Origin of the sequence: Ktedonobacter racemifer DSM 44963, assembly GCF_000178855.1 — a bacterium.
GTDB classification, from domain to species: domain Bacteria; phylum Chloroflexota; class Ktedonobacteria; order Ktedonobacterales; family Ktedonobacteraceae; genus Ktedonobacter; species Ktedonobacter racemifer.
Genome location: NZ_ADVG01000001.1, coordinates 2,743,789 through 2,767,785, shown reverse-complemented (window position 1 = coordinate 2,767,785; position 23,997 = coordinate 2,743,789). Strand labels below are relative to the sequence as shown.

At 58.3% G+C, this 23,997-nt stretch carries 8 protein-coding genes; 7 read left to right on the top strand and 1 reads right to left on the bottom strand.

What is annotated here, in order from left to right; genetic code table 11:
- Positions 1-68: 68 nt before the first annotated feature.
- The gene (locus KRAC_RS11870) at positions 69-1,844 is read left to right on the top strand and encodes a M20/M25/M40 family metallo-hydrolase (RefSeq protein ID WP_007907201.1); all 1,776 of its coding nucleotides are present in this window, start codon (positions 69-71) and stop codon (positions 1,842-1,844) included.
- A 76-nt stretch (positions 1,845-1,920) separates the two neighbouring features.
- On the opposite strand, the gene KRAC_RS11865 is transcribed toward KRAC_RS11870, so the two are convergent.
- The gene (locus KRAC_RS11865) at positions 1,921-2,481 is read right to left on the bottom strand and encodes a hypothetical protein (protein WP_007907199.1); all 561 of its coding nucleotides are present in this window, start codon (positions 2,479-2,481) and stop codon (positions 1,921-1,923) included.
- Between the two features lie 293 nt (positions 2,482-2,774).
- Between KRAC_RS11865 and KRAC_RS11860 the strand changes: the two genes are divergently transcribed.
- From KRAC_RS11860 to KRAC_RS11835, 6 genes are all read left to right on the top strand, one after another.
- Positions 2,775-6,056 (top strand): S41 family peptidase, encoded by a 3,282-nt coding sequence (locus KRAC_RS11860; protein WP_007907195.1) that lies wholly within the window; start codon positions 2,775-2,777, stop codon positions 6,054-6,056.
- A 575-nt stretch (positions 6,057-6,631) separates the two neighbouring features.
- Positions 6,632-11,872: a type I polyketide synthase gene (locus KRAC_RS11855; protein ID WP_007907193.1), complete on the top strand. Its 5,241-nt coding sequence runs from the start codon at positions 6,632-6,634 to the stop codon at positions 11,870-11,872.
- Positions 11,873-11,928: 56 nt separating this feature from the next.
- Positions 11,929-15,813: a type I polyketide synthase gene (locus KRAC_RS11850; protein WP_007907191.1), complete on the top strand. Its 3,885-nt coding sequence runs from the start codon at positions 11,929-11,931 to the stop codon at positions 15,811-15,813.
- Positions 15,814-15,818: 5 nt separating this feature from the next.
- Complete coding sequence (locus KRAC_RS61335) at positions 15,819-21,332, top strand: non-ribosomal peptide synthetase (RefSeq protein WP_007907190.1); 5,514 nt, start codon at positions 15,819-15,821, stop codon at positions 21,330-21,332.
- A 111-nt stretch (positions 21,333-21,443) separates the two neighbouring features.
- Positions 21,444-22,199 (top strand): thioesterase II family protein, encoded by a 756-nt coding sequence (locus tag KRAC_RS11840; RefSeq protein ID WP_007907188.1) that lies wholly within the window; start codon positions 21,444-21,446, stop codon positions 22,197-22,199.
- A gap of 218 nt (positions 22,200-22,417) precedes the next feature.
- Entirely contained in the window at positions 22,418-23,968 is a 1,551-nt protein-coding gene (locus KRAC_RS11835) for a hypothetical protein (RefSeq protein ID WP_007907186.1), read from the top strand.
- Positions 23,969-23,997 lie beyond the last annotated feature (29 nt).

The following is a 23,997-nucleotide window of genomic DNA, read 5'->3' as shown; positions in this document are numbered from 1 at the left end:
ATTCTCTGGATGTTATGCTATTATCTTCTCTAAAAGTATCTGGGAATGCTCCCAATTGGAGGTAAGGCATGCAGCGGCTTGATTGGTTTGCGGACGTGAAGGCATATACCGAGCGGCTGGTGGCGATTCGTGGTGTCAGTCCTAGCGAAGAGGAGAACGTTGTTGCCAGTGAGATCCTGGCCTTGTTGCATAAAGATGGCCTGGAGTCGCTCTATACGGCGAGTGGCTTTGATCTAATCCAGGATGACCCTTATGGGCGCAAGAATGTCTATGCCTTCCTGCGTGGGCAGGGGCCGGAGACGCTGATCTTGCTGGGCCATTTTGACACTGTGGATACCGCCGATTATGGCGACCTGGAGCCGTTGGCCTTGCAGCCCACGGAACTGGCGTGGCATATAGATGAATTGCTCCCTCCTGATGTTGCCCTGGAGGGTGAGCGGAGCGACTGGCTCTTTGGGCGAGGCGTTGGCGATATGAAGAGTGGCGTCGCCGTCAATATCGCCTTGATGCGCCACCTGGTCGCAAACAGTCACGAGAGTCCGCTCCCATTTTCGGTGCTGATGCTAGCGACTCCCGACGAAGAGAACGAGTCTGCGGGCGTCTTGCAGGCGGTGCGTTTCCTGGTGCGCTGGCGCGAGGAGCAGCAATTGCGTTACCTATTGCAGGATCCTCAGACGGATCGAAGAAGTAGCCCGGTAGCTCAACAGTCGTTTCCCACATCCAGCCTGGAGCAGCAAGAAGAGTATAACAAGGAAAAGCTGAACATGTCAAGTTTTTTTGCACTAGGCGTGCTCAATACCGATTATGCCTCCGCGCTCTATCCCGGTGATCCACATCGCTATGTCTATGGTGGTACGGTTGGTAAGCTCCTGCCAAGCTTTCTCTGTATTGGGCGCGAGTCACATGTCGGCGCGCCCTTCGCCGGACTGGATGCCAATCTGCTGATGGCCGAACTGATCCGTGATCTAAGCATGAATGACGAACTATGTGACACGGGCAAGGGACAGCGCACGGTTCCTCCGGTAACACTTCACGCCACCGATCTCAAGCAGCACTATGATGTCCAGCTCCCCTTCGCGGCCTATTTCTACCTCAACGTTCTGACGCTGACCAGTGGCCCTGAGGAGTTACTACAACGCCTGCGCCAGGTCGCTCAGACGGCGCTAGAACGGCTCTTGCAGCGCGTAGATGAGACAGAGCGTCGTTGGCGGAGTGCTACGGGCCAGTCCGGGCATATTGAGCCTCGGCGCGGCATCATTGTGAGTTATGCGGAGCTGTACGCGGAGACGGTGCGCCGCCTGGGCGAGAAGCGCGTACGCCAGGCGCTCGACGAGACCTGGCAGCAGTTGCCGCCGACTCTGGATAAGCGCGAGCGCTCGCTACATCTCGTGCAGCGGCTCTGGTCGCTGAGCAACCTTCGTGGTCCCGCGGTCGTCATCTATTACGCGCCGCCTTACTATCCCCATGTTCCTGAGAGCGTTGGCCTCTTATCCGAGGCCATCGACGAGGTGGTGCATGCGCATCCTGAGCAGCACCTGGCGCGGCGCGAGTTCTTCCCTCTCCTCTCCGATATCAGTTACCTTCAGCTCGATGAGCAGATGGATATCAGGGCCTTAACCGCCAATATGCCGATCTGGCGCGAGGACGAGGAGGTGCCGCGCCCTGGCGCCTATAGTCTGCCGCTACGCTTGATGCAGCAGCTACAGCTTCCTGTCTTCAACTGGGGTGTGCATGGGCGTGGTGCGCACCAGCGCGACGAGGCCGTCTTGATGTCCTACTCCTTTGGTGCCCTGCCCCAGTTGCTCTACGAAGTCATTCAGGTCCTGGCTCAACGCCTTAAGTAGGGTCCCATGCTGGCATGGACTTGTCTACCTCACTGAAGGTATCCTCCAGCGGGAAAAGTCCATGCCAGCATGGACACTACAACTTGGCCTGGGCGTTATTTTTTATGGTGAGCTGGCCTGTACTCTGTTTGCGGGCTTTGCGCTTGTTGGTGAGCGTGAGCACTCCGCCAGCAATCGTGACAAGCATAAAGAAGATGGTGAGCAGAGAGCCAATCCCCAGGCTTACACCTGCCTGCATTTGCGCCGGGTAGACCCCCTGGATGCGGAGTGTGACCAGGAAATAGGACCAGAGGTAGAGGACCAGGCTGGCGATGCCAAGCGTCGTAATGATCTCGCCCGCCCAGCGTGAATGATAGATCTCTTCAGATGTATTGGACTTTGTATTCTGTGTCAGCGTGTAGAGCGCGATACCAATGATGGCGAGCAGGAGGAGCACGCTGAGCCAGACCACGCCCAGGGGGAGGGTGAACCAGGCGCCATTGCTGGTAAAGTCTCCAGCCGTAATGGTAATACCCCGCTGGCTGCCCGCCATTTGATAGCTAATGGTGCCAAAGGGCAGGAAGAGAAATGTGAAGGCGGCGATGAGCGCGCCAAGGCTGGCAATAAGATAGCTACGAGACTCAGGTCGTGTAAGCATGGAGAGAGAGTCCTTTCTGTTGATGACTAGTTGCATTATAGAGAAATATTATTGAGAGTTCAAATCTTCTATCTATCCACCTGGGCTTCCCTCCTCAGGAGGGAATATGTTGCACCAGGAGAGCAGCCTGGTGCACGTTGGAACAGAGGATATGGCTGTGATACAATGTGCACGGTTCTACCTGCGCACCGCTCTCTCTGGCCGCAACTTTTCTCCCGGTGCTTCTGCGGCATGCTCAATATTGATAAGTGTGCATAAGTTGGGTAGGTGTGCATAAGTTGGAAGGAGGCCGTATGCCAGTTCAAGGATATATTCGCTATCCCCACATTTTTCAAGACCAGATTGTGTTTGTGACTGAAGATGATTTATGGGTTGTGCGTGACGAAGGTGGGCGGGCCGAACGCTGGACAGCCGGTGTCGGTGAGGTCAGCCATCCGCGTTTCTCCCCCGATGGCAAGTTTCTCGCATTTGTGGGCCGCGAGGAGGGTCCCAGCGAGGTCTATGTAATGTCCGCGACGGGCGAGCCTGCGCGTCGCCTGACGTTCCAGGGAGCCACCTGCCGCGTGCTTGGCTGGTCGCCCGATGGTCACGAGATCCTCTATGCTAGTAACGCCGGGCAGTTTACGCCTCGCTTCCAGACAATCTTTGCGATTTCGCCTGAGGGTGGCCTGCCACGTGCGCTCTCGTATGGTATGGCGAATGCTATTTCTTATGGCTCACAAGGTGGTGTCGTCCTGGGGCGCAATATCCGCGAACCAGCGTACTGGAAGCGCTACCGTGGCGGCACGGTTGGGCATCTCTGGTGCGATGTGGAGGGCAATGGTACCTTTCAACGCCTGCTCGCTCTCGATGGTAACCTTGCTGATCCCTGCTGGGTTGGTGAGCGTATCTACTTCCTGTCGGACCATGAGGGCGTTGGCAACATCTATTCCTGTACGCCTGCTGGTGAGGATTTGCAAAGGCACACCACACATCATGATTTCTATGCGCGCAGCCTGGCAAGCGATGGCCAGCGCCTGGTCTATCACGCAGGGGCTGATCTCTACCTGTTTGATCCCCAGACGGAGGAGACGCGCCAGGTGAGCGTGCAGATGCCGAGTATGCGTACGCAGCGCAATCGCAAGTTCGCTACGGCCAGCCATTACCTGGACACCTATGCCCTGCATCCTCAGGGCTATGCCGCTGCCTTTACGACGCGTGGGAAGGCCTTTACGATGGGAAACTGGGAGGGATCGGTCCTCCAGCATGGTGAGTCAGATGGTGTGCGTTATCGCTTCCTGGAGTGGCTGAATGATGGCCAGCGCCTGATTGCGATCAGCGACGCCACGGGCGAGGAGCGCCTGGTGATCTTCAATCCCGAAGATGCAAGCGAGCCACGCGTATTGGCTGAGGCTGAGTTCGGTCGCGTGGTGAACCTGGCTGTCTCCCCAACTGATGACGTGGTGGCAATCACCAATCATCGCCAGGAACTGCTCGTGGTCGATCTGGAGATTGGTAGCTTGCGTGTGCTTGATCGCAATGAGTATGCGCGTATCGCGGGCATCTCCTGGTCACCGGATGGCAAATGGCTGGCGTACGGCTTCGCCATCTCGGGCCAGAAAACTGCCATCAAGCTCTGTGAGCTGGAGAGCGGCGCTACACACCAGGTAACCGATCCCATTCTGGAGGATGTCTCCCCCGCCTTTGATCCCGAGGGGAAGTTCCTCTACTTTATCGGTGCTCGCCACTTTACGCCCCAGCACGATAGCCACCAGTTTGAGTATAGTTTCCCCCGTGGCTCTAAGCCCTACGCGATCATGCTTAAACGTGACCAGCGCTCACCCTTCATTCCCGAGCCCAAGGCTCCTGGCGAGAAAGAGTCATCCGCGAACGCCAAGTCCGAGGAGAATGGCTCGACGCTTGACGGCAAGGCGCAGGAGAATGGCACGCTGAACGAGAAAAGCAATGGCGAGAAGGCCAAAGAGGGCGAGGAGAAGAAACCAATCACCATTGACCTGGAAGGGATTAGTGAGCGCGTGCTACCCTTCCCCGTGGGTGAGGGGCGCTATACCGCCATTCGTGGCATCAAAGGCAAGGCCCTCTTCTCTTCCTGGCCAATGGAGAACACCGTTCCCGATGAGCCGGACCATGCCCATCCCAAGGGGGTTATTGAGAGTTACGACTTCGAGAACTACAAGACAGAGAAAATTCTAGAAGGCGTGGGCGGCTTCGATCTCTCGCGTGACGCGAAAACGTTGATCTACCGCTCGCACCATCGCATGCGCGTGCTGAAAGCAGGCGAGAAGCCTAAGACGGAGAATGGCGGCACTAATCGCGAGACAGGCTGGTTGGACCTGAACCGCATCAAGGTCTCTGTTCTGCCTGCCGCTGAGTGGCGCCAGATGTTCGCCGAGGCCTGGCGTTTGCAGCGTGAGCAGTTCTGGAACGAGGATATGTCTGGTATCGACTGGCAGGCTGTGTATGAGCAGTACGCGCCCCTGGTCGAGCGTGTCAGTTCTCGCTCAGAGCTCTCGGATCTCTTCTGGGAGCTGCAAGGCGAGCTTGGCACCTCTCATTCCTATGAAATGGGGGGCGAGTACCGCAAAGCGCCTCACTATCACCAGGGCTTCCTGGGCGTTGACTGGTCGTATGACGCGGAGAAGCAGCGTTATCTCATTACGCGCATCGTCAAGGGTGATACCGCCAATAGCCATGAGACCTCGCCACTGACCCTGCCGGGGCTGGAGGTCGCAGTTGGCGATGCTGTCCTGGCGATCAATGGTCAGCGCGTGAGTTCCGAGCGCACGCCGCAGGAACTGCTCGTGAACCAGGCCCGGCACGAGGTGCAGTTGACCATAGAGGATGCGGAGACGCAGGAGATCCGTACCGTTACCGTGAAGACCTTGCGTAGCGAGTATCCCGCGCGCTATCGCGAATGGGTGGAGGAGAACCGCCGCCGTGTCCATGAACTGTCAGGTGGCAAGGTTGGCTATATCCATATCCCCGATATGAGTACACATGGCTTCTCCGAGTTCCACCGTAGCTTCCTGGCGGAGTATGACGCGCTAGGCTTGCTGGTGGATGTACGCTGGAATGGCGGCGGCAACGTCTCTGGCCTGCTCTTAGAGAAGTTGGCGCGTCGCCGCATTGGCTATGACTTCCAGCGCTGGGGACAGCCAGATCCCTATCCCCAGACCTCCCCTCGCGGTCCCATGGTGGCCCTGACAAACGAGCATGCTGGCTCCGATGGCGACATCTTCAGCCACAGCTTTAAGTTGATGGGGCTTGGCCCCTTGCTAGGCAAACGTACCTGGGGAGGCGTGATTGGTATTCATCCTCGTCATCGCCTGGTCGACAATACCGTGACGACCCAGGCCGAGTTCTCCTTCTGGTTCAAGGATGTGGGCTGGAATGTCGAGAACTATGGCACCGATCCCGATATCGAGGTGGATATCGCGCCTCAAGACTTTGCCCGGCAGGAAGATCCGCAGCTTGAGCGCGCGGTATCTGAAGTGCTGCGTGTAATCGACGAATTTAAAACGCTCGAACCCCAGCCCGGTGAGCGTCCGCGTTTAAGCCGTTCTCTACACCTTTAATAGAGCTTATAGAGAGGAAAAGGGAGGAGCCAGTGTTTGCGCGCAAACACTGGCTCCTCCCTTTTCCTCTCTATAAAAACGCGACGCGATGGCAGAGGTTTTTCTTATACCCAAAATAGAGGAACGAAACAGCGCTTTTTTGGTGGTAGGATGTGGTACACTGAAGAACAACAAAGCACTATTACGCTTCAAGAATCACGGTGCAAATACCTGTTTCTTGTGTATTGGCACTGTTGACCTGTCCATGATACGATTATAACATTGTTGCTAGTACTGCCATTTTTGGCTATATATATTATATATAGCGTTTAACTATTTTTGCCTTCTAGAGTTGGCTGCATACGCTTTACACGAGTAGTGAAAAATATGCACTATACACCGAAGGCGAACAACATGATTGGTTGCCAGGCTTGTCTGGCGCAAGCAAGAAAGGGGGCCTGCCTGTTCCTGATCTTTTCGCTCAAGAGCTTTGTACCCCTAACTCAGACGAAGCGTGAAACGTGTTCTTATTGCTTATATTCCTAGTATAGTAGCAAGAAGGCAGGAGTTGTCTTCTTGCCAGGAAGCATTAAACCTTGAGTAAACGTATTTCAATTTCAACGCTGGATATTGCCAACTGGGTTGATTTGCTTCAATGGAGAGTCGAGCATCAGCCTGAGCAGCGGGTCTACTCATTCCTTGCCGATGGGGAGAACGAGAAGGGGCATTTTACCCACGCCGATCTTGATCTCTACGCCCGAACAATTGGTTCACTCCTCCAATCCCATGCCGCGAGTGGAGCGCGTGCCTTATTGATCTATCCCTCTGGACTGGAGTTTATCGCCGCATTCTTTGGTTGCCTCTATAGTGGAATTATCGCTGTTCCAGTCTATCCTCCGTCCGCCACTCGCTCCGACCGTACCCTTTCCAAGTTCCGGGCCATTGCCCAGAATGTACAACCCGCTGTCATTTTGACCACTACCGCCCTCTCCGCCCGCGTCCAGGGCCTGCTAGATCAGTCACCAGAGTTGCAACATATTCCTGTGGTCTCAACTGACACCCTATCAACCGATCTGGCTCAACAGTGGTCAAAGCCTTCGGTAAATGGCGAGACGCTGGCCTTCTTCCAGTATACCTCTGGTTCGACTGGCCTGCCTAAAGGCGTGATGGTTACGCATGATAATCTGCTCCAGAACTCTGTGCTGGTTGAGCAGTATTGTCAGCATCCCGACGATGCGCATGGCGTCATCTGGCTGCCCCTCTACCATGATCTTGGTCTGATTGGTGGCATCTTGCAGCCGCTCTACGCGGGCTATGCGTCGACAATCATGTCGCCAGCCGCCTTCTTACAGCGCCCCATTCGCTGGCTGCGGGCTGTGTCTCAGTATAAGGCCACGATCAGTGGTGCCCCTAACTTCGCCTATGACCTCTGTGTCAGCAAAATTTCTGACGAGCAGAAGGCCACGCTTGATCTCAGTCACTGGGAGATCGTCGCCAATGGTGCGGAACCGGTACGCTCAGAATCAATGGAGCGCTTCGCCGAGGCCTTTGCCTCCACTGGTTTCCGACGCAATTATTTCTATCCCTGCTATGGGCTGGCTGAGGCGACGCTGGTGGCTTCGGCTGGACACAAGGGAGTTTACCCGCTGGTGCGCTCCTTCTCGGGCGAGGCCCTGGAGCAGAACCAGGCTCAGAAAGTGGCACCTGAGGAGAAACATAGCCGCACCCTGGTCAGTATCGGCAATAGCCTGCCTATGCAGCGCCTCCTGATTGTAGACCCTGAAACCTTCACTGAGCTACCGCCTGAGCGCGTCGGCGAGATCTGGATCTCTGGTCCTAGCGTGGCTCAAGGCTACTGGCAGCGTCCAGAGGAGACGGAGCAGGTCTTTCAGGCGCATCTCGCCAATGGCGAGGGCCCTTTCCTGCGTACCGGTGACCTGGCCTTTAGGCATGAGGACGAGCTCTTCATTACTGGCCGCTTGAAGGATCTGATCATTATTCGTGGTAGTAACCATTATCCCCAGGATATTGAGAAGACGGTTGAACACGCGCACCCGGCCATGCGCACCAATGGCAGCGCGGCCTTCTCATTGGAGGCAGCGGGCGAGGAGCGCCTGGTGATCGTGACTGAGATTGAGCGCCAGTATCTCAAAAAAGATCCCGCAGAGATCTTTACCACGCTGCACCAGGCTATTGCCGAAGGCCATGATCTTCAGGTCTATGAGATTGTGCTGCTCAAAACTGGTACTCTGCCCAAGACCTCCAGTGGGAAGGTGCAGCGACGAACTACGCGCGAGAGTTTGCTCGCGAACGATCTCGATATTGTGGCGCGCTGGAAGCTGGAACTGCCATCAGAGGCTCCCCAGGCGAGCGAGCTCTCCCCTGAACTTCCTGAGATACGCGAGACCGAACCTCTCTCGGCTCCCACAAAACGTGCTGTGGAGATCGAGGCCTGGCTGCGTACTCAGGTGGCTTCACTGCTTAACCTTCGTCCCGAGGTGGTCGATGCCCAGACACCCTTCGCGCAGTACGGCATGGATTCCGTGCATGCCGTGACCCTCTCGGCGGACCTGGAGGATTGGTTAGGACGTGAACTTTCGCCGACCGTGGCCTATGATTATCCCAATATCGCGGCCCTAGCCCGGCACCTGGCAGGAGATGAGAAGCCTCAGACACGTGAAGAGGTCCAGCCTGCTGAGGCGCGTGAGCGTGCGCAGGAACCCATCGCGATTGTGGGTATTGGCTGTCGCTTCCCCGGTGCGGAAGGGCCTGCCGGTTTCTGGCAGTTCTTGCGCGAGGGTGTCGATGGGATCTCCGAGGTGCCAGCCTCGCGCTGGAACGTCGACGAGTACTACGTGGCGGAGCGTGCCGTTCCTGGCAAGATGAACACGCGCTGGGGTGGTTTCCTCAAAGAGGTCGACAAGTTTGATCCCTATTTCTTTGGTATCTCGCCACGCGAGGCGACCGCCATGGATCCCCAGCAGCGTATCCTACTTGAAGTGGCCTGGGAGGCCCTGGAAAACGCCGGAATTCCCGCCGAGCGCCTGGCAAACACCCAGACGGGCGTCTTCGTGGGCGTGAGCAGTAACGACTATGCACGCCTGCAATTTAGCGATCCTACCCTGCTGGATGCCTATACCGGGACCGGTAATGCGCATAGCATCGTGGCCAACCGCCTCTCGTACCTGCTGGACCTGCGTGGACCCAGTATGGCCATCGATACGGCATGCTCCTCGTCGCTGGTGGCGGTGCACCTGGCCTGCCAGAGCCTGCGTACTGGCGAGTCCGAGGTGGCCCTGGCGGCGGGCGTAAACCTGATTCTCACGCCTGAACTGACCATTACATTCTCGCAGGCGCATATGATGTCCGAGTATGGGCGCTGTCGTACCTTTGATAACGCGGCGGATGGCTATGTCCGTGGCGAGGGCTGTGGCGTCGTTGTGCTCAAGCCACTCTCGGTGGCTCAGCGCGATGGTGACAACATTCTGGCCTTGATTCGCGGCTCGGCAGTCAACCAGGATGGGCGTAGCAATGGCCTGACCGCGCCCAATGGCCCCTCGCAGGAGGCCGTTATTCACCAGGCGCTGCGCAACGCGGGCGTCACTCCTGGCCAGATTAATTATATCGAAACGCATGGATCAAGTACGCCGCTGGGTGATCCCATTGAGGTCGATTCACTCAAGAATGTGTTGATGGAGCAGCGGGCCGCGGACCAGCCGTGTATTATTGGATCGGTCAAGACCAACATTGGACATTTGGAGGCCGCGGCAGGCATCGCTGGCCTGATCAAGACTGTGCTGAGCCTGCATCATGGCGAGATCCCGCCGCATCTGCACTTCCAGAAACTGAACGAGCATATCTCGTTTAAGGGCACGACGTTTGCTATTCCCACGCAGCGTACACCCTGGCCGGAGGCGCAGCGACGCCTGGCTGGTGTAAGCGCCTTTGGCTTTGGTGGCACCAATGTGCATGTGGTGCTGGAGGGTGCTCCCGCTCAGGAGCCCGCGACCAATGCCGTTGAGCGTGGCGCGCATGTCTTGCCCCTCTCCGCACGCAATGAGCGAGCTTTGAAGGAGCTGGCTGGACGCTATGCTACCTTCTTGAAAGAGGAGCCTGTCGCTTCGCTGGCGGATATCTGTTATACCGCTGCGACGGGGCGTATGCATTTTGCGCAGCGCCTGGCCCTGGTGGCAACCTCTCAAGAGCAGTTGCGTACGCAGCTTTCAGCCTTCGCCGCGGGTCAGACCGTCACGGATGGCGTGACTGGTCGCGTGGCGCAGGGCGGTCACCCACGAATTGCCTTCCTCTTTACGGGCCAGGGATCACAGTATGTGGGTATGGCGCTTTCCCTCTATGAGACGCAGCCTACCTTCCGTGCAGCTCTGGAGCGCTGTGACCAGATCTTACAGAAATATCTCTCGCAGCCGTTGCTCTCCGTGCTCTATCCCAACGAGGGGGCCTCCTCACCGCTGGATGAGACCGCCTTTACGCAGCCTGCGATCTTCGCCCTGGAATACGCGCTCGCCGAGCTGTGGCGCTCCTGGGGAATCGTACCCGATGCCGTCATGGGGCATAGCGCGGGTGAGTATGTCGCCGCCTGTGTCGCGGGGGCCTTGAGCCTGGAGGATGGCCTGAAGCTGATTGCCACACGTGGTCGCCTGATGCAGGAGCTGCCCGAGCGCGGCCAGATGGTGGTCGTCTTTGCCGCTCCCGAACGGCTTGATGCTTATCTAGAGCCGTATCGCGAGCAGGTCTCTATCGCGGCCATCAATGGCCCCTCCAATACGGTACTCTCTGGTCGGGGCGAGGCGCTTGCAGCCATCGTCTCTCGCCTGGAGCAGGATGGCTTGAAGACGCATCCTATGACGGTCTCGCATGCCTTCCACTCGCCAGTGATGGAGCCAATGCTTGACGCCTTTGAGCGTGTCGCGGGCGAGGTCCATGCCAGTCCGCTACGTATCCCGCTGGTGAGTAACCTGACGGGCGAGCTCCTGCCAGTTGGCGAGGTGCTCGATGCTGGCTATTGGCGACGGCATGTGCGCGGTGCCGTGCAGTTTAACGCTGGAATGCAGACCCTGGCGGCTCAGGGCTATACGCTCTTCCTGGAATTGGGACCGAATGCGGTGCTTGGCAATATGGGTAAGCGCTGCATTCCAGAGACAGAGGCAACGTGGCTGACCTCGTTGCGCAAGGGTCAAGATGACTGGCGCGTACTGGCTCAGAGTGTTGCGGCGCTCTATACGCAGGGCGCGGCTATCGATTGGAGCGGTTTCGAAGGCGACTATACGCGCCAGCGCGTTCCGCTGCCCACCTACCCCTTTGAGCGTGAACGTTTCTGGCTGGAGCTTCCCGCCAGTCGCCCGGCTCAGCAGGCACCAGCATCTGAGCCAGTTGTTGCGCAAGAAGCGTTCCTGGCGGGACATCCCCTGCTCCGTGCGCATACCGAGTTGGTTTATCCAGCTGGTACACACGTCTGGGAGAGTGTCCTGGACCCACGCAGCCTGTCTTTCCTGAGCGGACACCGCATCCAGGGGGCGATAGCGGCTCCGGTCTCGCTCTACATTGAGATGGCCCTGGCTGCTGCACTTGAAGCCTTTGGCGCAGGTCCACATACCCTGGCCGAGATCGAGCTCAAGAAGCTGTTGATCGTGCCGGAGCAGGGGGCGCAAAAGGTGCAGGTGGTGCTCTCCGCCACGGCGCCAGAGCAGGCCGTGTTTCATGTCTATAGTCATGCCGCCGGTCTCCCCAATCAACCTCGTCAGGACTGGACACTACACGCGTCTGGCAAGATCGCCAGCGCGGTTGAACGGCCAGTTGCTGAGGCTGTGACCAGGTAAATTGAACAGGAAGGATGTTCCACCCTCCTTTTTCTTTAAAGGATAATGTGGCGCTTATGAATAGACAGAGTCACAACCAGGGGATTACATTTGGTCTCATCTTCTTTGCTAGTAGCGAGACGACTCATGACCACGACAAATACCGCCTGGTTATCGAAAGCACAAAATACGCGGACAGCCACGACTTCTCATCGGTGTGGATCCCTGAGCGGCACTTCACCCGTGATGGCTGGCTGTATCCCAATCCCGCCATTTTACAGGCGGCATTAGCGCGTGAGACCCGGCAGATTCAACTGCGCGCTGGGAGCGTCGTGTTGCCGCTGCACAATCCACTCCGCGTCGCTGAGGAGTGGGCGATGGTCGACAATCTTTCTGGGGGCCGTGTGGGTCTCTCCATCGCCTCTGGCTGGCATCCTAATGACTTTGCGCTCTTCCCCGATCATTATGAGCGGCGCAACGAGGTGATGTACGAAGGCATCGAGACGGTGCGCAAGCTCTGGCGAGGCGAGTCCGTGCAGGTCAAGGGTGGCGATGGCAAGATGGTCGATATTCGCACCTATCCCACGCCTATCCAGCCCGAGATTCCCATCTGGGTGACCGCCGCGGGCAACCCTAAAACCTTCGCTAAAGCGGGTGAGATCGGCGCCAATCTCCTGACGCATATGTATAACCAGAGCGTCGAGGAGCTGGGCGAGAAGATCAAGATCTATCGCGACGCACGCGCCGCTCATGGCTATGACCCGCAGACCGGGCAGGTCTCGGTTATGCTGCATACCTTCATCGCGGAGAGCGAGCAGGCCGTCAATGACCTGGCCAAGGGTCCCTTCTGCGATTATTTGCGCTCGGCAGCCTATCTTCTGAACGCCGTTGCCTATAGCCGTGGACAGCAGGTGGACCTGGCGACGCTCTCTGAGGAAGATGTCAACGAGTATCTGAGCTTTGTCTTTGAGCGTATGATCTCGACGCAGCGTGTGCTCTTTGGTACGCCTGAGAGCTGCCTCCCCCTGGTGCGCCAGTTGCGTGCCGTGGGGGTCAACGAGATCGCCTGCCAGCTCGATTTTGGTATAGAGACCGAAGTCGTAATGGCGAGCATGTCCCATCTCAATCGCCTGCGTGAGCTCAGCGCTGAGGAAGAGCCTCAAGGGCCAGAGCCAGAGCCCAGCTCATACACTCTTGATTCCTTTGCGCCTTCCATGCCTGAGCAAAGCAATGGGCTTGCTTTCAATGGCAACTCACAGCCGAATGGTCATCATGGTGCGGCATATACCGAGGCAAGCGATGAGAGTTTGCAGGCAGTTCAGCAGCGCTGTCAGGAGGAGGTCGCGCTTGATGCCTTCTATCAGCGCCTGGAGCAGCATGGTATTGAGTTGAATGAAGACTATCGCAGCATCCGTCAACTCTGGCGGCGCGATGGTGAGGCGTTGGGGCGCGTTAGCCTCTCACCTGCCTTCGAGAGTGAGCGTGAGCGTTACCAGGTGCATCCCGCCCTGCTCGATTCATGTCTCCAGGTTCTCACCTCTGCGCTTCCCCAATCCCTTGGCGCGGGTGAGGGTGTGCTGTACCTTCCCGTGGGTTTGCAGAGCTTCACGCTGCATGAACGCCCCAGCAAGATTGCCTGGAGCCATGCGACCCTGGATCAGCAGATTCGCCCAGATGCGACGACCCTGGAGGGTCATGTACGCGTCTTCTCCGAGGATGGACGTCTGCTGATCGAGGCAAGGGGCATTCAGCTCCAGAGCTCGACTCCGCTGGCACAGCCCGCACCCGTGGTCGATCTCTCCTCCTGGCTGTATGAACTGCGCTGGGAGAAGCAAGACTTCGCCGCTGGCGAACAGACAAACAGGCCCGAGGAGCGTTCGGGCACCTGGCTGATCTTCGCGGATCGCCAGGGCGTGGGTCAGCGCCTGGCACAGCACTTGCAGGCGCGTGGCCAGCAGTGCGCGCTTGTCCAGGCGGGGAGCCACTATGGCGCGCTTGGCTTGGGCCGTTACCAGGTTCAACCCGCGCAATTGAACGATGTACAGCGCGTTATCAGTCGCGTCCAAGAGACCTTTGCGACCCCGCTGCGGGGCGTAGTACATCTCTGGAGTCTAGACTCGATGCCAAGCGAGCAGACAACAGCGCAGACGCTTGAACACGATCTCACGCTGAGCACGACCTCCGCGTTGGGCGTGATGCAATCCCTGGCACAGAATACGAGTGCGCAGCTCCCGCGCCTCTGGCTGGTCACGCGCGACGCCCAGGCCGTGACCTCCGATAATGCCGCGCTGGCGGTGGCGCAGTCTCCGCTCTGGGGCCTGGGACGAACCTGTGCTATGGAGCATCCCGAGATCTGGGGTGCGCTCATCGACCTCTCTAGCCAGGAGGGCATTGAGGAGGGCGCGCAGCAGCTCTATGCGAGCCTGCTTGACACCAGTCGCGAGGACCAGGTGGCCTTCCGCCAGGGCGAGCGCTATGTCGCGCGTATGGTGCGTAGCCACGACTTCGTCGCGCGCGACCTGCATATTCGCGCGCAGGGCAGCTACCTGGTGACTGGTGGTCTCTGGGGCCTGGGCTTTGAGGTTGCGCGCTGGCTGGCGCAGAAGGGCGCTCGCTCGCTTATTCTCGCGGGGCGCACCCAGGTGCCGCCGCGCTCCGAATGGGATCGTATCCCGGCTACGGATCGCCTGGCGGGTCTCGTTCGCGGCATTCGCGAGCTAGAGGCCGAGGGCGTGACGGTTCACTGTGTTCAGCTCGACGTGACGGACGAGGCGCAGTTACGTGCCTTCCTGGCCGATCATATGCGCCAGGGCCATCCCCCCATCAAGGGTATTCTGCATGCCGCCTCTGTCTGGCAGGATGCGCAGGGACAGCCCCTGGTCAAACCGCTGATCAACCTGGATGCCTCCGCCCTGGACGCGGTCTTCCGTCCCAAGGTCATCGGGAGCTGGCTCCTGCATACGCTCTTTCAGGAGAGCCGCCTGGACTTCTTTGTCTCCTTCTCGTCGGGTGCCTCGCTCTTTGGCTCTGCCGCCCAGGGCAATTATGCGGCGGCGGGTGCCTTTATGGATAGCCTGGCGCACTACCAGCGGGCACAGGGCCTGCCCGCCATCAGTATCGACTGGGGCGCGGTCTCCGAGATTGGCTTTGGCGCGACCGCCGAGGGTCAGCGCGTGCATGAGTACTGGGAGAGCCATGGCATCCAGCGTATCTCGCCTCGTGATGTCTTGGCCGCGCTCGAACTGCTCATCCCACAACAGGCCGCCCAGGTTGGCGTGCTAAAGCTCGACTGGCAACTCCTGCGCGAGTTCTATCCCCAGATTGCGGCCTTACCGCTGGTCTCCTACCTTGTTGAGGATACAAGCGAGCAGTTAGCACCGCGGACGCCGACATCGACGGGGAGTGGGATCGATGCCATCCTGCGTGCCACTGACTCTGAGCGCCTGTCGTTGCTAGAGCAGTATCTCAGCGAGCAGGTCGCGGCTGTGCTGCGTGTTCCGGCCGAGCGCCTGGATAGCGATCAGCCACTCACGACCCTGGGCCTGGACTCGCTAATGGCGATTGAACTGAAGAATCGTCTTGAGCAGGCGCTGGGGGTGCGCGTTCCGATTGTCACATTCCTCCAGGGGCCAAGCATCGCGCAGTTCGCGAGCCAGCTCCTTGAGCAGTTGCCTACTGTGACCACGGTAGCCGTGGAAGCACCTTCTCAGCTGGAGGAGGCGCTCAACCAGGACCAGGCTCAGCAGTTGCTGGATCAGCTCGACGAGCTCTCCGATCAGGATGTAGATGCCTTGCTGCAACAAATGCTTGCGGAACAGGGTGAGCAACCAGCCGCAGCCCAGGCTCAGGATACTGGTAAGATGAGCCCGCAGGAGGCGGCCGTGCTCCTGACTCAGCTTGATCAGTTACCCGAAGACCAAATAGACTCCTTGCTCAAACAGATGGTACAGGGAGAGGAATAAAACGAATGAGTGAAGCGTCCAAGAAACTTGCAGGTCTTTCTCCCGAACAGAAACGAGCGCTTCTGGAGCGCCTGCTCCGTGAAAAAGCCGCGGCGAAGGCCGAGCCAGAGTGGGCCGCGTTGTCCCAGGGACAGCGCGCCCTCTGGTTCCTCTATCGCCTCGCTCCCGAAAGCGCTGCCTATAACCTGCTCTACTCCGCGCGCATTCAAGCCGCGTTAGATATCCAGGCACTACAATCCGCCTTCCAGGAGCTGGCGCGTCGCTACCCGATCCTGACTTCGACCTATGCCACCAGGGAGGGCGAGCCTGTCCAGTATTTCCAGCGCCAGCAGGAGATCCTCATCGAGCGCATCGATGCCTCCTCCTGGTCTGAAGAGGCGCTCAAGCAGCGCCTCCTCGTAGAAGGCAATCGTCCCTTCAATCTGGAGAAGGGGCCTATCATGCGTATTCAGCTCTTCCAGCGCGCGGCCCAGGAGCATATTCTGGCGCTCACCGTGCATCATATCGCGCTGGATTTCTGGTCGCTTGATATTCTGATTGATGAACTCTATCTACTCTATGCCACACGGGTTGAGGGATCACAGGCGGCGCTTCCCGCCGCAGGCCCTGCTTTTACGGAGTATGTCCGCTGGCAGTCTGAGCTGGCGAAGAGTCCAGAGGGCGAGCGTCTCTGGTCCTACTGGCAGGAGAAGCTGGCAGGCGAGCTGCCACTGCTGAATCTGCCTTTGGATCGCCCCCGTCCACCAGTGCAGACCTATCGTGGCGCCTCGCATAGCTTCCCCTTCAGCGCTGACCTGACGCGCAAGCTACGCACCCTGGCTCAGTCTGAGAAGGCCACGCTCTTTATGATCGTACTGGCGGCCTTTAAGACTCTGCTCTATCGCTATAGCCATCAGGATGATGTGCTGGTGGGGACGCCCATGCTCGGTCGCAGCCGCGCCGATCTGGAGAAGATCGTCGGCTACCTGGTCAATCCAGCCGCCTTGCGCACCAGCCTAGCGGGCAATCCCAGCTTTAAAGAGCTGCTGAACCGGGTGCGCGAGACTGTTACTGAAGCTCTGGAGCACCAGGACCTCCCTTTCCCGGTCATCGTTGAGCGCTTGCAGCCCAGGCGCGACCCTAGCTACTCGCCGATCTTCCAGTCACTCTTCATCTGGGACCGCCCTCGCAAGCGCGACGAGAGTGAACTGGCCCTCCTGAGTCAGATGAGCAGCAATGGGCAAAATGGCTCCCATGCGCATAATGGCGCGAATGGACATCATGCGGTCGCCTTGCCCGCGCTCAAGCTGGAGCCGTATGTCATGGGTCAGCAGGGCGCGCCCTTTGACCTGACCCTGACCATCTTCGAGATGGATGGTGGCCTCTCCGCCGATTTTCGCTACAACGTTGATCTCTTCGATGATGCGACGATCGAGCGTATGGGTGGACACCTTCTGGTGCTGCTGGAGGGTATCGTGGCTCAACCTGAGCAGTCTATCCTCTCGCTTCCGCTGCTGACCGGGGCGGAGAAGCACCAGGCCCTGGTTGAGTGGAACGCGACCGAGGCCATCTATCCAGAGCAAGCCAGCATTCCCCAACTCTTTGAAGAGCAGGCTCAGCGCACCCCCGATGCTGAGGCGCTGGCTTATGAAGGCAACTCGTTGACCTATCGTGAGCTGAACCGACGCGCGAACCTGCTGGCGCGTGAACTACGTTCGCGTGGCGTCAAACTCGATACCCTGGTTGGCGTCTGTATGGAGCGCTCCATCGAGATGGTAGTGGCATTGCTGGGTGTGCTAAAGGCTGGGGGCGCCTATGTCCCGATGGATCCCGCCTATCCACAGGAGCGCCTGGCCTACATGCTTGAGGATGCCGCCGTGTCAGTCCTGCTAACACAATCGGCGCTGCTTGAGCAACTGCCGCAACATAGTGCTCGGGTGCTTACACTGGATGCCAACTGGGGCGTGGAGAACGGTGCCGAGCTGGATAATCTTACGCTCGACCTTCGCCCAGAAAACCTTATCTACATGATCTATACCTCTGGCTCGACGGGCAGGCCCAAGGGTGTTATGAACACGCATCGTGGTGTCTGCAACCGTCTGCACTGGATGCAGCAGGAGTATCACCTGACTGCTGAGGATCGTGTGCTGCAAAAGACGCCCTTCAGCTTTGATGTCTCGGTCTGGGAGTTCTTCTGGCCCCTGATCAGTGGCGCCACGCTCGTCATGGCTCGCCCCGGCGGGCAGTCGGATGCGGCCTATTTGGCGACGCTCATTCAGGAGCAGCGCATTAGCACGCTGCACTTTGTGCCCTCGATGCTGCATGCCTTCTTGCTGGAGCCCGATCTAGAGGTGCGCTGTCAAAGCCTTAAGCGTGTCATCTGTAGCGGCGAGGCCTTGACCTATGAATTACAGGAGCGCTTCTTCACCCGCCTCAAGGCGCAACTACATAACCTCTATGGCCCAACCGAGGCCGCGATTGATGTGACCTACTGGGCCTGCCAGCCTGGCAGCAAGGAAACGGTAATTCCGATTGGCCACCCCATTGCCAACACACAGATCTATATCCTGGACGAGGCCCAGCAGCCTGTCCCTGTGGGTGTCTCAGGCGAGCTATACATTGGTGGTGTAGGCGTCGCACGTGGCTACCACCAACGCCCCGAGTTGAACCACGAGAAGTTTATTCCCGATCCATTCAGCAAGTCTAAGGGTGCGCGCCTCTTCCGCTCGGGCGACCTTGCGCGTTATCGCCCGGATGGCGTGATCGAGTTCCTGGGTCGTATCGATCACCAGGTCAAGATCCGTGGCTTCCGTATCGAACTGGGCGAGATCGAGGCCGCGCTAAGCCAGCATCCGAACGTGAAAGAGGCTATCGTCATCGCGCGCGAGGACATGCCTGGAAATAAGCGCCTCGTGACCTATCTCGTCCCCGAGCAGGTGGGTGAGCATATCCCTGCCGTGAGCGATTCGCCTTTGCTCTCGCCCCAGGAGGCAGGCCTCACGCTTGAGGAACTGCGCACCTTTCTTGGTCAGCACCTGCCCTCTTATATGGTTCCCTCGGCCTTCCTCTTCCTGAGTGCCTTGCCACTGACACCAAATGGTAAGGTGGATCGCAAAGTCCTGCCCGCGCCCAATAGCGAACGTCCTGAACTGGAAGAGCAGTTTGTCGCGCCCCGGAACGCGGCGGAGCAGAAGCTGGCGGAGATCTGGACTGAGGTGCTGGGGCTGAGCCGCGTCGGTATCCACGACAACTACTTCGACCTGGGCGGAGCCTCCATCCAGAGCCTGGAGATTGTCGCCAAGGCCAAAGAGGCTGGCATTGACCTGCCGCTGGAGAAGCTCTTCGAGTTTCAGACCATCGCTGAACTCGTCAGCGTCCTGGGGAGTGCGCCTACTTCACAGACAATTGCACTGCCTGAAGTCACGGTTCAAGCCACTGCCGAGGTCGAGCTTCCTACTGTAGAGGAGCCTGCGGCACCAACGCAGCCGGAACCGAAGCCCGCGCAGGCTGAGGCCTCGCCGACGCTACTGATGAATACAATAATCGAGAGCCTGGGTACCTACTTGCCGCCCAAGGTCGTTACCTCGGACGAGATGATCCAGGGCTGTGTCAATCCCATTCGCTTCCCCTTTGCGCGCCTAACCGGTATCAAGTCGCGCCGCATGGCGGGCGAGACCGAGTTCTCGATTGATATTGCGCGCCAGGCCGTGGCAGATTGTCTTGAACGCTCAAAGTACAATCCTGAAGATATCGACATGATCGTCAGCGGGAGCATCTCGCGCTGCGACGCTCCGAACTTTAGTTTCTCCTTTGAGCCAAGCACGGCGATACGTTTGAAGCATCACTTTGGCCTGAAGAACGCCATCGCCTTTGATATCGACAACGCCTGCACAGGTCTCTTTACAGCTATCAATATTGTCGATTCCTTTCTCAAGGCCGGTCTGATACGGCGCGGTATTGCCGTGAGTGGTGAGTATATCACGCATATCGCGCTGACCGCTCAGAAGGAACTGGAGGGCTTCATGGATTCGCGTCTCCCTTGCCTGACAGTGGGTGACGCTGGCGCGGCGGTCCTCCTGGAGCGTGCTCCCAACCAGAAGGTGGGCTTCCACGAGTTCGATATGTTCTCCCTGGGTCATTACAGCCGTGACTGTATCGGTAAGGTAACAGATCGCGAGCATGGCGGCTCGATCATGTATACCGATGCTGTCAAGGTCTCGGCGGTCAATATGAAGCACGCGGTCGCTCACGCGGCGAACGTCATTGCAAGCTCAGGTTGGCCCAGCGATTCCTTCCAGCATGTGATTATTCACCAGACCTCTAGCACGACGATTCGCGACGCGGCGCGTGAAATCAATAGTCACTTCGGCAAAGAGATCTGCACGCAGGAGAATGTAATCAACAACATCGCCGAGCGTGGGAATACCGCGACCACGACGCAGATGATTGCCATAGCTGACCATATTCGTTCGGGTCGCATTCAGTCAGGCGATAACGCGGTTCTGGGTATTACCGGCTCGGGCGCGACCATCGGAGCCGCCATTTATACCTTCGATGACCTGCCTGAGCGCATGCGCCGTGTCGACGCGGGCGAAAAGGTGCAGAAAGTTCCATCTGAACAGCGCCACACGGTTCCTCTCCTTTCACCGACGCGACGCGTGCGTGTGGAGAGCATAGGCACGCTGCCAGCTCAGTCTCCTGTGAAAAAAGAGGCGTTGGCCCTGGTTAACGCCGCCGCCGAGAACTGCCTGGCCGCTTCCTCATATGATCGCAAGGATATCGACCTGGTGATCTATGCCGGTGTCTATCGCGACGAGTTCTTAAGCGAGCCTGCGATCGCTGCATTGAGCCAGGGTGACCTGAAGATCAATGAAGAGGTCGAGAAGGTGACGGATAAGAAGACCTTTGTCTTCGATGTCTTCAATGGCTCGATTGGCCTGCTAAATGCCTGTCATACCGCGATTGGCATGATCCAGGCTCAGAAGGTCAGCAACGCGCTGGTCATGGCCTCGGAGATCGAGAATAATCGCGAGTATCGACCGGATGTGTTGCGTGGCATCGAGGAGACTGGCTCGGCCATGATCCTGGCCGAGAGCACCGATGGACAGAGCGGGTTTGGAAACTTCGTCTTCAAGTACTTCACGGACTACCTTGGAGCCATCAATTCCCACACCGAACTGCACAACGGCAAGATGACGCTCTCCGTTGCGACCGATCCCCGTCTCCAGGAATACTACCTGCAATGTATTCAGGAGACGGTGCAGGAGCTTCTGGCGCTTGAGCAACTGGACCTGGAGCGGGTAAAGGTTATCCTGCCGCCCCAGATCTCGTCCCAGTTTATTGCCGACCTGGGCAAGACACTGAATGTAAGCGCCGAGAAACTGGTCGATGTGCAGGCGGAGCACGATCTCTTTACCTCGTCGCTCCCCTACGCGCTTGAGCAGGCGTGCCAGCAGAACCTGGCACGCCCGGGCGATATCGGCCTGATCATCTCGGTTGGCGCTGGCATTCAGGTTGGTTGCGCTACCTATTACTTCTAAGCCCATACCAGCCTGGGTAAGGGGAGGTGGCGGGTGGGGCAGCCTACGGCTGCCCCACCCGCCACCTCCCCTTACCCAGGCGCGAGAAGCATTGTTGTTTGAGGATGGAGTATGGCTTCCAATATCGAAACTTCTTCCTGGATTACCTGTACGCAGGATACTGAGACGCGCCTGCGCCTCTTCTGTTTTCCCTATGCTGGTGGTGGTGTGGCCTTCTACCGGCGTTGGCCTACATCTCTGCCACGCGAGGTTGCGCTCTGCCCGGTTTACCTTCCTGGACGTGAGCAACGCATCGAGGAGCCAGCGTTTACCTCGCTGGAGCAGCTTGTCGCGACACTCATTGAAGTCATGCAGCCCTATTTGCATGAGCCTTTTGCCTTTTTCGGGCATAGTATGGGTGGCTTGATCGCATATGTGTTGGCGCGCTCGCTTCAGGAACAGAGCTTGCCCCTACCACGTGCTCTCTGCCTCTCAGCGATAAAAGCTCCTCATCTCCCAGCGCGTCGGGAACCGCTGCACACGCAGCCACTGCCTGGGTTCCTGCGTTCGCTCTATCGCCTGGGGGGGACGCCCCTGGCCGTGCTCCAGAACGCGGAACTGATGCGTTTAATGTTGCCAACCCTGCGTGCGGATTTTACCCTCTACGAAACCTATACTCTCACCCCCTCTATCTCCCTGACCTGTCCCATTATCGTCTATGGTGGTGTGCAGGATACGCTGGTCAGCCGCGAAGAATTAGAGGGCTGGCGGCCATATACCAGCGCCTCGTGTACTGTGCGTCAGCTTCCCGGTAATCACTTCTACCTGCATTCCGCCCAGGACCTACTCCTGCCCCTCCTGGCCCAGGACCTCCTGGTCAACCTATAGGGTAACGTCGTCGAGAAAAAGAGCATACTTACTTGATAGGCAACCGTTTTCTTCCTCGCCAAAAAGAATAGTCAGGGTAAGTTTTGTTTTCTAGTACTTCTGATCCGAAAACCCTGAGCGCGAAGCGCTGGGCACGCAAGTGACGTTGGGTTTCGGAATAAGATCTTAGCCAGTTTTTCAGTGAACCAGCAAAAGCGCGAGGCAAAGGAAGTTGACCCATGAAATCACCACTGACGCTGCGTTGCTATGTGCGCGAGACAGAGATGCTCTACGACTTTGAGGTGCTTCAAGCCCTCTTTACTGCCCTGACGGAGCAGGGCTACTACCTCGTGGCCGAAGAGGAGTTTGAACCCTCATTTCGTGTTTGGTGGAGCACCATGTGTGCTCGCCCGTCCCGCCTCGATACCCTGCCTGCCGAGCGTCAGCGGCTCTTATTGCACTTGCGCCAGAGCGGACTCTCTGCCCAGTTGCGCTGCGAACTGGCTCTCTACCATACCCTGCGCGAGCCGCACCTGGTCTGCCGTGCTTATCACGGTGAGCACCTCTTCTCCTTTGATATCGATTTTATGCCGGGTGGGCCAACGGGAACACCCCTGGTATTGTTGAGCATTGAGCCTGAATACCTGACCGCCGCGCATGGCGAGGAGCGCGCGCGTATGCATGCGCTCTGGATTGCGGCGCTCAAGGCTCTCTACCAGCATCTTCACCCCATTTATGGCTGGGTACACGACCTGGATTTTGATCGTCCAGGCTTTGCCTGGGCTATGGATATTGATCCCGAGCACGTAGAGGAACGGACGGCGCTCGATGCTGTCCTGCGCAATGACGCTGCCGCGGGACACCTGCGTTTCCTCTCCCTGGCCAATATGCTTGGGCCAGAACTGGTAGCGCACTATGGCCGCGAGCGCATCTTGATGACGCCAGCCTGGCACCTTGAGCCGCTGGAGGACGGTGGAGTCCTGCTTCTGCCTGAGCCATTCTCCTGGGACTATGTGCCTGTCTGGAACGAGGCCGAGCAACACCTGGCAATCGCTCCGAGCGAGAGTATCACGGTTGCCCATCTCGCCGCGACCCTGCACTCGCATGGCCTGCTCAAGCATATCTCTGTGCCTCGGCTAGAGCAGGCGACCGCGAAGAGCTGCCTCTTTGATATCCTGGCTGTGTTGCTTCCCCAGCGTTATGTGACCCTCAAACGCCACTACCAGTATCGCGAAGAGGATTACACGCGCTTGCTGCTCCACCTGGCGCGTGTCACGAGTGGTGAATGGGAGCCTGAACAGGTAAGTACCTTCTTCCTGGCTGACGAGGCTCTGATCGAGTTTGAGTGCGCTGGTGAGTCCTTCTACTGGCGCTTCCCATTGCCTCAAGGGTGTGCTGGCGTGGCTCCGGGCTTTCTTGAACACCTGCGCCAGTTTGCGCGTTCGCGCCTCGCGGGTACGTTCTTGCCGTTACGTGGCAAGGGACATGGCCTGACGTACTTTTATCTCTCCGCGCGTGCCTGGAGGGAATTGGAATACATGCTGCCCAGGCTTCGTAGCGGATGGCCCTCGCTCTCGGTCTTGCGCTCGCTCTTCCCCCGACTTTCCTCCACGCATTGGCGCCAGTTGCGCGAGCATGTCGAGGCGCATACGCGGGCGGAGGAAGCAGAAGCCTGTGAAACGAGCGCACCTGGCGAGTCCCATAAGCGCACTGACCGCCCCTGTCGCGAATGCGCCACACGGCACCTGGAGCGGTGTCGCCTGGTCAGCGAGCCACTCTGGAACGTGTAGGCTGATACCTCCCCTGAGAGCTCCCCGTG